Origin of the sequence: Anaerofustis sp. NSJ-163, from assembly GCF_024135845.1 — a bacterium.
GTDB classification, from domain to species: domain Bacteria; phylum Bacillota; class Clostridia; order Eubacteriales; family Anaerofustaceae; genus Anaerofustis; species Anaerofustis butyriciformans.
The window spans coordinates 135,538-149,754 of record NZ_JAMYJV010000004.1 but is presented as its reverse complement, the minus strand read 5'-3'; the positions used below and the strand labels follow the sequence as shown (position 1 = coordinate 149,754).

The window sequence follows — 14,217 nt, the reverse complement described above, 5'->3', positions numbered from 1 at the left end:
ATAAAAATTTTATAAGGAGAAAATTATGGATTATATAAAAGAATATAATAGATTTTTAAGTAGTAATTTGATTGATGAAGAATCAAAAAAAGAATTATTAAACATTAAAGATAATAATACTGAAATTGAATATAGATTTTCAAAACTTCTTGATTTTGGAACTGCGGGACTTAGAGGTGTTATGGGTATTGGAATAAATATGATGAATATATATACCATAAGGCACACTACATTTTCTCTTGGAAAAGTTATTTTAAATGAAGGAGAAGAAAAAAGAGGCGTTGTTATTTGCCATGACCCGAGAAATAATTCTGATAAATTTGCTCTTGAAGCAGCTCTTACTCTATGTAATATGGGTATAAAAGTTTATTTGTTTGATGACCTTAGACCAACTCCGGAGCTTTCTTTTGGGGTAAGGCATCTTAAAGCAATTTCAGGAATAAATATAACAGCTTCACATAATACAAAGGAATATAACGGATATAAAGTTTATTGGGAAGACGGAGCTCAGCTTTCTCCAGATATGGCACATAAAGTTCATGAGAATATGATAAAGATAGATGTTTTAAGTGATATTAAAATTATGGAAAAAGACGAAGCTGTAAAAAAGGGACTACTTAAAATTATTGGAGAAGATATTGATAATATTTATTTGGAAAAAGTATTATCAGAAAGCGAGTATTCAAAATATACAATAAAGCATAAAGATGATTTTAAAGTAGTATATACACCTTTTCATGGGTGTGGATATAAATTTGTGCCATATGTGCTTTCAAAAATAGGGCTAGATAATATTATAAAAGTTGAAAGTCAAATGGTTTTAGACGGAAATTTCTCAACGGTTAAATCTCCTAATCCGGAAAATGCAGATGGGTTTAATGAGGCTATTAAGGTTGCTAAAAAAAATAATGCAAATATAATAATAGGAACTGACCCTGATGCAGACAGAGTAGGGGTTATGGCAAAAGATAAAGACGGAGAATATAAAGTTATAACCGGTAATCAAGTCGGAGCTTTGCTTCTTGAATATATAATAATGGCAAAGAAAGAAAAGGCAGAATTTGAAAATAATTTTGCAATTACAAAAAGTATTGTAACTACAAATATAGTTGACGAAATATGTAAAAAGAATAACGTTAAACTTTATGAAGTTTTAACAGGCTTTAAATTTGTAGGTAAGAAAATAAAAGAAATTGAAGAAGAAGGTATATACAAATTTATATATGGATTTGAAGAAAGTATAGGTTATTTAAAGGGAAGTTATGCAAGGGATAAAGACGGAATAGTTACTTCGATGCTTGTTTGTGAAATGGCTTGTTACTATTATGATAAAGGAATGGATTTATTTGATGCTCTAAACTGCTTATATGAAAAATACGGTTACTTCGATGAGCTAACGGAAAGTATTTATATGGAAGGTTTAGATGGGGAAGAGAGAATAAAAAACATAGGGGTAAAATTAAGAAAAGATATTCCTACAAATTTTAGTGGTACTAATGTAATAAGAGTAAGAGATTATCAAAACCATATCATTACAAATTTAAAAACAAGAGAAAAAGAAAAGCTTAATGAAGTTACTTCTGATGTTTTGTTTTTTGAACTTGAAGATGGATGCGATATAATTTGTCGTCCAAGCGGAACTGAACCAAAAATAAAATTATATATTTTATCAAAAGGAAGTTCTGTGAAAGATGCAAAATATAAATCTAGAAAATATATGAAATCAATCAAAGAAATGATTTAAAAACACCGATGAAACGAAAAGTTGCATTATTATAATAATGGGTAGCAGACTTTTAATATGCTTTTTTATATGATTATAAAAAAGGAGGCAAGTATGAATTTTGGAGAAAAATTAAAAAGTCTTAGAATTAAAAATGAATACTCTCAGGAAACTTTAGCAGAAATGATTAATGTTTCAAGGCAGGCTGTTACTAAATGGGAAAATGGAAATGGAATGCCCGATATAGAAAATTTAAAATTAATAGCTGATATTTTTGATGTAACAATAGATTCACTTGTTAGAGATGAAGAGGAAATTGATACATTAGATGAAAGTTTTTGTTTTAATTTTGCTCTTTATACGGGGATTATTTTCTTTTGTATAGGATTTTTATTAAATAGTTTTTTGGATGCAGTTGATATTATTTTCTTTCCCATAATAGGAGGAATTATAGGATATATTATAGGATATTTGATTATAAAAGTGAAGAATAAAAAATAACTCATATTTTGAGTTATTTTTTATTTTAATTTATATTTTCCTTTTCCTGTTTTTTCTATTTGTCCGCTTTGACAAAGTTTTGTTAATACTCTTTGTAGTTGTCTTCTACTGCATCGAAGTTTTAAAGCACTTGCGTCTATTCCTTCAAGTTTATTTGAGGGCGATATGTTTTTTAGGTACAATAAAACTCTCTGTTCAACGGTTTCTGCTGCAGCTTCCACAAAAGCAAAAAATTGTAATTTTTCACTATATGAACGGAGTAATAAATGTAAAAAAGGAATATCATTTTCAAGTTCTTTCTTATATTTTTTTATTGATAATGCAAGACAAGTCACATCTGTTGCTGCATCCGTAAAAAAAGGGGGATTTCCCTGGTTTGTGAATTCTATATCACCTATTATTATAGGGGCTTTTTGCTGGTTTACAGGAGAGATTGTTCCGTTGTCTCTTAAACCATATATTCTGATTATTCCATCGGTTATGAATAATATATCATCGAGTTTTTTGTCTGGTGATGTTATTTGTTCGCCTTTATCATATTTATATATTACGAATTTTAAATTTTCGGTAGAAAAATATTTTTTTATATTTGTCTTTTTAAGTATTTTTTCTATTTGTTTTAGATCGTTTATTTTTTTCATTTTAATTACTATCTCCTTTAGCTATTGTGACATATGGCACAGAAAAAATCAACTTAATATATTAAAATAAATTGAAATTGAATTAAGGAGAATTTAAGATTATTATGGATAGTAAGATATTTAATGATGAAAAAGTATCGAGAGCATATATAAAATTATCCTTACCACTTGTTTTTAGTATGGTAATAACACTTATATATAATTTAGCGGATACTTTTTTTGTTGCTCAAACTAACGATACGAATATTGTTGCAGGTGTGTCTCTGGGTATGCCGTTGTTTACATTGTTGATGGCTGTTGGTAATATTTTTGGACAGGGCGGAGCGTCTTTAATATCAAGACTTCTTGGAAGAAAAGATGAAATATCAGTAAGACAAGTAAGCTCTTTTTGTTTTTATATTACGATTATAACAGGTCTTATAATAACATTATTAATGCTTATATTTCGTATTCCCCTTCTTTATATAATCGGAGCAAATGAAGAAACATTTTTTCATGCATCAAATTATTATTTTTATTTAGCCATCGGTGCTCCTGCAATAATGCTTTCGTTTATTCATTCAAATCTTTTGCGTTCTGAGGGGATGTCTAAAGAATCAATGGCAGGGACAATAATCGGTGCATTGGTAAATATAATTTTGGATCCTATTTTTATATCTTATTTTGGATGGGGTGCAGGAGGTGCCGCAATTGCGACAGTAATAGGTTATATATTTACGGATATTTTCTTTATATTTATAGTATTGAAAAAAAGTAAAATATTATCAGTTAATTTTAAAGAATTAAAAATACCATTAAAACATGTATGGCAAATTCTTGGAATAGGTATTCCTGCGGCTATTGTAAATCTTATGCAGAGCGTAAGTGTGGTTTTAATGAATCAATTTCTTCTTCCTTATGGAAATGACAAAATTGCCGCAATGGGGATAGTATTAAAAGTAAGCATGATTGCTCTTTTGCTTTTAACAGGACTTGCTTTTGGAGGAGAGCCTCTGTTTGGTTATTACTATGGTGCAGGAGATAAAAAACGTCTTGTTAAGTTATTAAAATTTTGTCTTTATTTTATAAGCATTGTCGCAATAGCCATTACAGCTGTTATATTCATTTGTGCTCCAATGATGATTAAATGTTTTATGAATAATCAAAGTATTATTGAGCAGGGAACTATAATGCTTCGTTTTCAGGTTATAACAATGGTTTTTGTTGGGCTAATACTTTTAATGACTATAATATTTCAATCTATGGGTAAAGTTGTAGGCTCTTTTATTCTATCAATAAGCCGTCAAGGTATTATCTTTTTAGCTGTATTAATTATATCTTATCATGTTGCAGGATATATGGGTATAATTATGTCACAGGCAATTTCTGATGGTTTGACCGTTATAATTGCTTTTATATTATTTTATAAGCAGCTTTATAAAGAATTTTTTTAATATTTGATAATTTTTGTGCATTTTTATTTAATCTATAATTTTATATTATAAGAACTCAGACAAAATCTGAGTTCTTTTTTATAACCATTCGTTGTGTTTTTTTGTATAGTTTTTATTTTTGTAAAGTTCAAAATTGATAACGAATAAATTTTATTATTGATTCATAAACAAAAACCGATAAATTATACACATTTATATAAATATAATTTCTATAAAAGGAGGCGTATTATGTTTTTTAATGTAGAGGTTGATGAAATTATAGAAATGTTACATAGTGATAAAGAAAAAGGGCTAAGCGAAGAAGAAGCAAATTTAAGGCTTGAAAAATATGGAGAAAATATTTTAATTGAGGAAAAAAGAAATACTTTTTTAGATATCTTTTTATCTCAATTTCAGGATTTTCTTATTATTGTTCTTTTAATTGCTGCTGCTGTTTCTTTTTTTATAGGAGAGGGAAGAGATGCAATTATGATACTAGTTATAGTAATAGTAAATGCGTTAATAGCATCTTTCCAAGAATATAAGGCAGATAATGAACTTGAGGCATTAAAAGAGCTTAGTGTTAACGAAGCAAAAATAATAAGAGATGGACAAGTTATAAAAGTTCCTTTTAATAAAGTTGTTGTGGGAGATATAGTTTATGCCGAAAGCGGTGATTTAATTGCCGCAGACGGAAGAATTATAAAAAGCAATAATTTGAAAATAGATGAATCTTCTCTTACAGGAGAAAGTATCCCAATAGACAAAGATAATAAAATTATAAAAGAAGAGAAAGTTGCTCTTGCTGAAAGACGTAATATGGTATATTCTTCGGGAATTGTAACTTATGGAAATTGTACATATATTGTAACGGCTACAGGTATGGACAGCGAAATAGGCAAGGTTGCCAAGATGATTACATCGCAAGGGGAGAATATAACTCCAATGGCAAAAAAGACAAAAGAAATAGGAACTGTTCTTTCTCTTGGATGTTTAGGGATTTGTATTGCTATTTTTATTATAGGTTTTATTCATTGTAATAAACCTTTAAATATGTTTATGACAAGTGTTTCTCTTGCTGTCGCCGCAATACCAGAAGGTCTTCCCAGTGTAATAACCATTGTTCTTTCTATAGGTATAACAAGGCTTAGTAAAAAAGGTGCTATTATAAGAAAAATGCATGCCGTTGAAACGCTCGGAAGTGCAAACGTAATATGTTCAGATAAAACAGGAACATTAACACAGAATAAAATGAGTGTGGAAAAAGTTTATATTGCAAATAGAATTATAGATAAAGATGAGTTTTCTACAAATAAAAGCATAGCTTTTAAAATGCTTATTAATGTTGCGTATGATTGTAACGATGCAAATCTTTATTATGATGAAAAAGGTAAAGAAGTTAAAATAGGGGATAGCACTGAGGTTGCATTGGTTAGACTTGCAAAAGAAAGTGGAATAGAAAGAGAAAGGAAAATTAGATTTGACGAACTTCCTTTTGATTCTAAAAGGAAAATGATGAGCTGCATTTATAGGGAAGATAATAAGTATATCGTGTATGTAAAAGGGGCTAGCGATGTTTTGATAAATAAATGCTCTCATTATGTTTGTGAATCTAATGTAAAGAAAATAACTGATGATTTAAGAGAAGATTTTTTATCTCAAGTGGACAAGCTCTCAATGGAAGCATATAGAGTTATGGGGTATGCTTATAAAGTTTTGGATAATTTACCTGATAAAGAAAATGTAGAAGATAATCTCATTTTTGTAGGTCTTACGGCTATGATTGATCCTCCAAGGGAGGAGGTATTTGAATCAATTGAAACTTGTAAAAAAGCAGGAATAAAACCTGTTATGATTACGGGAGATCATAAACTTACAGCTGAAGCTATTGCAAAAAAACTTGGAATATTGAAAAATGATGAAGAATGTATAAGTGGATTGGAACTTGAACATTTAAGTGATAAAGCACTTGAGAAAAGAATAAATAATATAAGTGTTTATGCAAGAGTTACACCGAAAGATAAAGTAAGGATTGTTAAAGCTTATCAAAAAAGTGGTAATATTGTTGCAATGAGTGGAGATGGCGTTAATGATGCTGCAGCACTTAAAAAAGCAGATATAGGATGTGCAATGGGAATAACAGGGACGGATGTTGCAAAAAGTGCCTCTGACATGATTTTATGTGATGACAATTTTTCAACAATAGTTATGGCAGTAAAAGAGGGTAGAGGGGTATTCCAAAATATAAAGAAAGCCATACATTTTTTGATTTCTTGTAACATCGGAGAAATTATTACATTGTTTTTTGCAACAATACTTAATTATCCTATGCCTCTACTTCCTATACACATTTTATGGGTAAACTTAGTTACAGATTCGCTTCCTGCACTTGCTCTTGGAGTTGACCCTTCAGAGGAAAATATAATGGAAAAGAAACCTGAAAAGAAGGATAACAATATATTTACTCCTGGTTTTAGCATAAGAGTTATATTTGAAGGATTACTAATTGGTTTCGTTACATTGGTTGGTTTTTGGTTTGGTAATACCTATTATTCTCTTGAGACGGGAAGAACCTTTGCTTTCTTGATACTTTGCTTATCTCAGTTATTTCACACATTTAATGTAAGGGCAATGAATGAAAGCTTGTTTGATAATGCTCCAATGAAAAATAAGGTTCTTATACTTGCAAATATAGTTTCAGCTTTGCTTGCAATAATCATTGTTATAGTTCCATTTTTTAGAGAAATATTTGAATTATCTGCACTTGATCCAAATAAGTGGGACTTTGTTTTAACTTTATCTCTAGTTCCTTTGGTAAGTTCTGAAATCGTAAAACTTGCAAAAGACTTGTTTGTGGAAGAAAATAGTCTTTTGAAACAGGGAAGAAATGATAAACAAAAAAAGACTGCTTAAACAGTCTTTTTTATTTCCATGAATTTTGTATGTTTTCAAGTATTTCTACGTTATGTATTGTCATTTCTTTTGTTATAACATCACTTGTTAATTTGCCTTCCATAATGCAACTATTAAAATGATTAATTTCATATGTCATTTCACATGTAGCAGGATGATAAATTTCTTCATCTTCTCTGTCGTCATAATAGTGTATTGTCATTTTATCAGCTTTATAGAAGTTATCCATTTCAATGTAACCTTCACTTCCGTATATAAACAATTTGTTTAATAATTTAACATATCCTGATATTTTGCTTGTAGCTAGAGTATCATTTCCTATTTTAAAGTTAAGTGTACACTCTTTATCTCCACCAAATTCTTCGCTTTTAAGTCTCATTCCAAAGTACTCGCTTATTGGTTTACCTAAAACATATTCGATATATTCTATGCAATATACTGCATTTGTAAAAAATACTCCACCACCTTTTGATAAATCAAGAGTCCAGGCATTATAATCTCCAGGGAAAGAAGTCGCAAAATCCATAAGACCTATTTCACCGATTTGTTTTTCTTTGATTATTTCTTTTACTTTATTTGTAACAGGAAGGAATACTTCTTTTTGTGCTTCTGCTAAAAATAGATTTTTTTCTTTTGCAAGTTCAAATAATTCTTCTGCTTGTTTTTTTTCTAAAACCAATGGTTTTTCGCAAACTACATGTTTGCCTGCGTTTAATGCATCTTTAATATTTTGATAATGAGCAAAGTTTATAGTTGCTATATATATTACATCAACTTCATCATCATTATATAATTCTTCATAGCTTCCGTAGTATTTTCCTATATTTAATTCTTCTGCTTTTTGTTTTGCTTTTTCTTCTCCTCTTGAAGCTATTGCAACAACTTCTCCGTTTTCGCTTTCTCTTACACCTTTTACAAATCTTGGAACTATCGACGCTGTGCTTAATATCCCATATTTAACCATTTTACTATCTCCTCATATTTTATATAGATAATTATACACTAAATAGATTTATTACTAAAGTATAACTTCTTGAATTTGAATAATTTAAAGGGTATAATTATATAATAAATTTTTAAGATAAGGGATGATAAAAATGATTATAGCGTTTACCGGAGCAGGTATATCAAAACAAAGTAATATTCCAACTTTTATGGAAAGACCTGATGTAAGAGAAAAACTGTTTAGAGATTTTGCCATATTACATCCAAAAGAATATAACGAAACAATCAGACAATTAAAAGCAAATATGAATGGAGCTGAGCCTAATGATGCTCATTATGCTTTAAGTGAATACAATATTCCAATTATTACAATGAATATAGATGGACTCCATACAAAAGCGGGAAGTGAACCTTTAGAACTTCATGGGGGGCTGCCTGAAGATGACGAAATGGATATAGCATATAAATTACGTAATAAGCCTGTTTTATATGGAGATCCTGCACCAAATTACCAAAAGGCTTATGAACTTGTTTCTACAATGAAACCTGGCGATGTGTTTCTTGTTATAGGCTGTTCTTATCATACAGCTATCGCTTGTGATTTAAGAGAAGTAGCAAAAAGCAGAGGTGCAAAAATTGTAGAGATACAAGAAGATGCTCAAAAAAATGTAAGAAAAGTATTAGAAGAATTGACAAAATAAAAAATAATATCTTGGGAAAGAATATTATTATATTGTTTTCTTAGGAGGTAAGATTATGAAAGACGATTATTTGCAAGGTATATTGGTTGCCAATAAGAAACTTGGCGTTCTTGGTTGTAGTCAAGATGTATTTACACAACTTGAAAAATACAATGATGAATTTTTAGATGACCTTTTAAATGCTCTTGTAAAGTTTACAATGATTGAAACAAACGGTGTTGTAAATAAGTTTGCAAGATATGATACTTGTGTAGGTAATATTACAATATATACTAAAAAAGGACCAAATGACGAAGTGTATACAAATATATTATTTTCCGGAGAGATTATTTAGATTATGAAATATATAAAAACTGACTTTAAAGTACCTTACTATAACATGGCTTTTGAAAATTATGTAATGAATAATGATAAGTTCGATGATGATTATTTCTTTTTTTATATTCACGTTCCTTCAATTATAGTTGGGAAACATCAAAATACAATCGAAGAAATAAACAGTGAATATGTAGAAAAGAATAATATTATTGTTGCAAGAAGGAATACAGGAGGAGGAGCAGTATATCATGATGAAGGAAATTTGAATTTTTCTTTCATTACAACAAAAAAAGATGATATAAAAGAAATTGATTTTGAAAAATATACTACTCCTATAATAAAAGCATTAAGGAAACTGGGAATTGATGCTGTATTAAGCGGAAGAAACGACATACTTGTTGATGGAAAAAAAATAAGTGGAAATGCGCAGTGTATGAACAAAAAGAAAGTGTTACATCATGGAACTATAATGTTTGATGTTAATGTTGAAGCACTTGTTAATGCTTTAAATGTCAGTGATATAAAGATAACTTCAAAGGCAATAAAATCCGTAAGAAGCAGGGTTTTGAATATTAAAGATATGATAAACAGAGATATGGATATTTATGAATTTAAGGATTTTATTTTAAATGAAATATATAACAATGAGGATATTGATGAATACATACTTTCAAAGGAAGATATCGAAAATATAGAAAAACTGGTTAAAGAAAAGTATGGAACCTGGGACTTTAACTATGGATATTCGCCTAAATTTACAATAAAAAATAAAAAGAAAATAGAGGGCGTAGGTATAATTGATATCATGCTTGATATAAAAGACGGACTTATAAATGATATTAATATAAGCGGAGATTACTTTTCTGTTAAAGAAACAAAAGAGCTTGAAGATAATTTAAAAGGGATAAGATATAAAAAAGAAGATGTATTTAAACTTTTAAGTAATATAAATATATCTGATTATATTATAAATATTAAAAATGATGATTTTATTAAAATTTTATTTAATGAAAAAGACTGAGGATAATCAGTCTTTTTTATTATTTTTTTGCTTAATGCATATATATTAATATAGCCATTATTAGAATGTCGTTAGAATCTTATAATTATATTAAAAATAACAAATTATATAAAAATTTTACAAATTTTGTGCTAATATATGTTTATGTCAAAACGGAGGCGTAATGTAGAATGAAAATATTTCTAAAAAATAATGAAAATAGAATAAAAAAATCAAAATTAGGATTTAGTTTTACAACTTTGTTTTTTGGTCCATTTGTACCTTTGTTAAGAGCAGATTTTTTCTGGACATTAATAATGCTTTGCACTTATTTTGTTGTGGGATATATTCAAGATAAGTTTAATTTAATTTTACTAAATAGGTCTTTTACCTTGTTATGTATATGGTTTGTAATAAATTTGGTTTTTGCTTTTATTTATAATAGAAACTATGTGAAAACTCTTCTTTTAAATGGTTTTATGGGATATGATGAGGAAAATGAAGAAAAACTTAAATCAAAAAACATGAGTGTTACAAAAGAACAAATTGAAGAGTATCAAAATAAAAAAGAAGAAAAAAGAATTAAGAAAATAAATAAAAGACAACAAAGAGAGGAAAAAGAAAGAGAAAGACTTAGAAGAAAAAAAGAAGCAAAGCAGCTTAAAAAAGAAGAACAAGAAAAAAAGAATAATGCTAATAAAAATAGCGATAATTAATATTAAATTATAAAAATATACTTATATATTTAAGTATATTTTTTTGTATAAAATAGCGGTGATAATATGGAAATAAAAGAAAAAATAAAAATTCAGAATAAATTTTTTAATAGCGGCAAGACCTTAGATATTAATTTTAGAATAGAACTTTTAAAAAATTTAAAAAAAGGTATTCTTGAAATGGAAGAAGAAATTTGTGAAGCTATAAAAAAAGATTTAGGTAAAAGTTATTATGAAAGTTATATGTGTGAAATTGGAATGGTTTTAACTGAAATAAACTATATGATAAAACATATAAAGAAATTTAGTAAAATAAAGAAAGTTAAAACGCCGATATCACAGTTTTACAGTAAAAGTTACAAGGTAAAGGTTCCTTATGGTTTAGTTCTTATTATGAGTCCTTGGAATTATCCTTTTATGCTTACGATCTCTCCTTTAGTAGATGCAATAAGTGCGGGAAATGTTTGTGTTGTAAAGCCAAGTGCTTATTCAAAATATACAGGTGAAGTATTAAAAAAGCTTCTTGAAAAATATTTGCCTAAAGAAGTAGTAAGTGTTTCTTTAGGAGGAAGAGAAGTAAATAGCTTTTTACTTGATTTAAAATATGATTATATATTTTTTACAGGTAGTGTAAGCGTTGGGAAACTGGTTATGGAAAAGGCAAGTAAGAATTTAACACCCGTAACGTTGGAACTTGGAGGGAAAAGCCCTTGTATTGTTGATGAAAATACAAATTTGAAACTTGCAGCAAAAAGAATAGTATTTGGTAAATTTTTAAATGCAGGACAAACTTGTGTTGCTCCTGATTATCTAATTGTAAAAGAAAATATAAAAGATAATTTTATAGAATTGTTAAAAAAGGAAATATCAATTCAATACGGAGAAAAGCCTCTTAAAAATAAAGATTATGTAAAAATAATAAATGAAAAGCATTTTAACAGAATTGTATCTATGTTAGAAAATGAAGATATAATTTGGGGAGGGAAAGTTGACAGAGCGAATTTAAGAATTGAGCCTGCAATAATAGATAATGTAACATTTGAGAGCGCTTGTATGAAGGAAGAAATATTTGGGCCTATTATTCCTATAATGACGTTTAAAACAAAAGAAGATATTGTAGAAATAATAAACCATAACAAAACTCCATTAGCTTTATATTTGTTTTCTGATAATAAAGCTTTAGAAGATTATATTTTATCAAGAGTTAATTTTGGGGGTGGATGTATAAATGATACCATTGTTCATCTTACAAATGAATATATGGGGTTTGGAGGAGTAGGTAACAGTGGTATGGGAAGTTATCACGGGGAATATGGGTTTAATACTTTTTCTCATGAAAAAAGTATACTTAAAAGAAGCAATTTAATTGATATTAATCTAAGATATCAGCCTTATACAAAGAAAAAAGAAAATCTTATAAAAAAAATTTTAAAATAAAAAGAAGAGTTTGTACTCTTCTTTTTTGTTTTTAAAAAATTAAAGCATATAAAATAGGGATTAAAAGTCCCGGAAGCATATTTAAAACTTTTATTTCTTTTATTTTCATTAAGTCAAGACCGATACATACAATCATTGCATATCCAACCAGACATATGTTATTTATAAGTGCATCAGACAAATAAGGAGATAAATATATTCCAAGAATTGTTATTGCTCCTTGATAAATTAAAACGGTTAAGCTTGAAAAATATACTCCAAATCCTAAAGTTGAAGCGAATAATATTGCTATTGTTCCGTCAAGTATTGATTTAGTGAAGAGAATTGTATGATCTCCTATAAGACCGTCATTTAAAGAGCCTATTATTGCCATTGCCCCTGTGCAGAATAAAACCGAAGCAGGAATAAATCCATCTGAAAATCCTTGTATTGAAAGTTTATTTTCTAATTTTTTTATTATCTGATTTGTCTTATAGTCTATATTTAAGATTTCACCGATAAAAGTTCCTATTACCAAACTTAAAACAAGTAATAATACATTATTTGATTGTAGTACTCCATTATTATCTACTGTAATACTTGAAGTGATTATTCCAAGTATGCCTATTATTACAGTAGAAAGTCCCAGAGCGGTTTTTAAATTATTCTCTATTCTTTTATTTATAAATTTTTTAAAAAGCATTCCTATGGTACTTCCAAATAAAATTGCAATAACATTTACTATTGTTCCCATTTATTACCTCTTTGCCATATTAAGTTATTGATTGTTTTAATTTCATAATTAATATTTGTATCTAATATATTACTATTAAAATTTTTGTTTTTCAATAAAAGACTTTTTATATAAGTACAAAATTAAATAAATCAGCATACTATAATGGTGAATAACAATTTGGGAGGTAGTAATTTGAAAAAGATTATTGGACTTTTAGTTAGTGTGTTAGTTTGTCTGTCTTGTTTTGTTGGATGTGGAAGCAATAAAGATGAAGGACTTACAACCGTAAAAGTCAGCGAGGTTGCACGTTCAATCTTTTATGCACCTCAATATGCGGCGATTAGTCTTGGATATTTTGAAGAAGAAGGAATAAATATAGAACTTACAACGGCACAAGGAGCGGATAAAGTAACTGCTGCAGTTTTAAGCGGAGATAGTGATATTGGATTTTGCGGTCCTGAAGCAACTATTTATGTTATGCAGGGAGGTCAAGAAGATTATTTAATAAACTTTGCCCAAGTAACAAAAAAAGATGGATCATTTTTAGTTGGTAGAGAAGACAGTAAAGGTAATTTTAAATATTCTGATTTAATAGGAAAACATATTATTGCAGGAAGAGCCGGCGGTGTTCCTGAAATGACTCTTGAATATGTACTTAAAAAGAACGGTTTAGATATTAAAAAAGATGTTACATTAGATACATCTGTACAATTTGCAGCTATGGCTGGAACTTTTGTAGGTGGAACAGGTGATTATGTAGCATTATTTGAACCTAGTGCAACAGAGGTTGAAGAAAATAAACAAGGATATGTTCTTAAGTCAATAGGTGAAGAAAGCGGTGAAGTTCCTTATACAGTATATAATGCAAGAAAAGGTTTTATAGAGGAAAATCCCGATCTTATTCAAAGTTTTACAAATGCTGTTTCTAAAGGTTTAAAATACGTAAAAAGTGCAAGCAGTGAAGAAATTGCAGATAACATAGCAGAATTTTTCCCTGATACAGATAAAGATACTTTAGTTAAAGTAATTGACAGATATAAAAGTATTGATGCATGGAATGATACACCTGTTATAACAGAAGATGCTTTTAACAGACTTCAAGAAATTATGACAATGGCTGGACAGCTTGATGAAAAAGCTGCATATGAAGATTTGGTAAATACTACATTTGCAGAGAAAACAAAATAGATAAAGG

General features: G+C 28.6%; 13 protein-coding genes. 10 read left to right on the top strand and 3 right to left on the bottom strand.

Features of this window, described 5'->3' with window-relative positions; translation table 11 throughout:
* Positions 1-25: 25 nt before the first annotated feature.
* Both M6G78_RS06985 and M6G78_RS06980 read left to right on the top strand, forming a co-directional pair.
* Entirely contained in the window at positions 26-1,744 is a 1,719-nt protein-coding gene (locus M6G78_RS06985) for a phospho-sugar mutase (protein ID WP_253229996.1), read from the top strand.
* A gap of 93 nt (positions 1,745-1,837) precedes the next feature.
* Positions 1,838-2,224 (top strand): helix-turn-helix domain-containing protein, encoded by a 387-nt coding sequence (locus M6G78_RS06980; RefSeq protein ID WP_207669789.1) that lies wholly within the window; start codon positions 1,838-1,840, stop codon positions 2,222-2,224.
* A 20-nt stretch (positions 2,225-2,244) separates the two neighbouring features.
* Here the strand turns inward: M6G78_RS06980 and M6G78_RS06975 are convergent, their stop codons facing one another.
* Positions 2,245-2,865 (bottom strand): Crp/Fnr family transcriptional regulator, encoded by a 621-nt coding sequence (locus M6G78_RS06975; protein ID WP_138268717.1) that lies wholly within the window; start codon positions 2,863-2,865, stop codon positions 2,245-2,247.
* 104 nt (positions 2,866-2,969) lie between these two features.
* Here M6G78_RS06975 and M6G78_RS06970 point away from each other — a divergent pair, with 104 nt between their 5' ends.
* Together M6G78_RS06970 and M6G78_RS06965 are read left to right on the top strand one after the other, a co-directional pair.
* Complete coding sequence (locus M6G78_RS06970; RefSeq protein ID WP_138268718.1) at positions 2,970-4,298, top strand: MATE family efflux transporter; 1,329 nt, start codon at positions 2,970-2,972, stop codon at positions 4,296-4,298.
* Between the two features lie 228 nt (positions 4,299-4,526).
* Positions 4,527-7,190: a calcium-translocating P-type ATPase, PMCA-type gene (locus M6G78_RS06965; RefSeq protein ID WP_138268719.1), complete on the top strand. Its 2,664-nt coding sequence runs from the start codon at positions 4,527-4,529 to the stop codon at positions 7,188-7,190.
* 10 nt (positions 7,191-7,200) lie between these two features.
* Here M6G78_RS06965 and M6G78_RS06960 read toward each other — a convergent pair whose 3' ends face one another.
* Positions 7,201-8,154: a Gfo/Idh/MocA family protein gene (locus M6G78_RS06960; protein WP_138268720.1), complete on the bottom strand. Its 954-nt coding sequence runs from the start codon at positions 8,152-8,154 to the stop codon at positions 7,201-7,203.
* 133 nt (positions 8,155-8,287) lie between these two features.
* Here M6G78_RS06960 and M6G78_RS06955 point away from each other — a divergent pair, with 133 nt between their 5' ends.
* From M6G78_RS06955 to M6G78_RS06935, 5 genes are all read left to right on the top strand, one after another.
* A complete protein-coding gene (locus M6G78_RS06955) occupies positions 8,288-8,836 on the top strand; it encodes a Sir2 family NAD-dependent protein deacetylase (RefSeq protein ID WP_207669790.1) in 549 nt (182 codons plus the stop codon).
* A gap of 55 nt (positions 8,837-8,891) precedes the next feature.
* Positions 8,892-9,170, top strand: a complete 279-nt coding sequence (locus M6G78_RS06950) for a hypothetical protein (protein ID WP_138268722.1) — start codon at positions 8,892-8,894, stop codon at positions 9,168-9,170.
* 3 nt (positions 9,171-9,173) lie between these two features.
* Positions 9,174-10,175 (top strand): lipoate--protein ligase, encoded by a 1,002-nt coding sequence (locus tag M6G78_RS06945; RefSeq protein ID WP_253229995.1) that lies wholly within the window; start codon positions 9,174-9,176, stop codon positions 10,173-10,175.
* Positions 10,176-10,345: 170 nt separating this feature from the next.
* A complete protein-coding gene (locus M6G78_RS06940) occupies positions 10,346-10,870 on the top strand; it encodes a hypothetical protein (protein WP_253229994.1) in 525 nt (174 codons plus the stop codon).
* Between the two features lie 66 nt (positions 10,871-10,936).
* Complete coding sequence (locus M6G78_RS06935; protein ID WP_253229993.1) at positions 10,937-12,307, top strand: aldehyde dehydrogenase; 1,371 nt, start codon at positions 10,937-10,939, stop codon at positions 12,305-12,307.
* 31 nt (positions 12,308-12,338) lie between these two features.
* On the opposite strand, the gene M6G78_RS06930 is transcribed toward M6G78_RS06935, so the two are convergent.
* The gene (locus M6G78_RS06930) at positions 12,339-13,040 is read right to left on the bottom strand and encodes a DUF554 domain-containing protein (RefSeq protein WP_138269145.1); all 702 of its coding nucleotides are present in this window, start codon (positions 13,038-13,040) and stop codon (positions 12,339-12,341) included.
* A gap of 174 nt (positions 13,041-13,214) precedes the next feature.
* Here M6G78_RS06930 and M6G78_RS06925 point away from each other — a divergent pair, with 174 nt between their 5' ends.
* On the top strand, positions 13,215-14,210 hold the full coding sequence (locus M6G78_RS06925; protein WP_371922830.1) for an ABC transporter substrate-binding protein: 996 nt from the start codon (positions 13,215-13,217) through the stop codon (positions 14,208-14,210).
* The last annotated feature ends 7 nt before the right edge of the window (positions 14,211-14,217 follow it).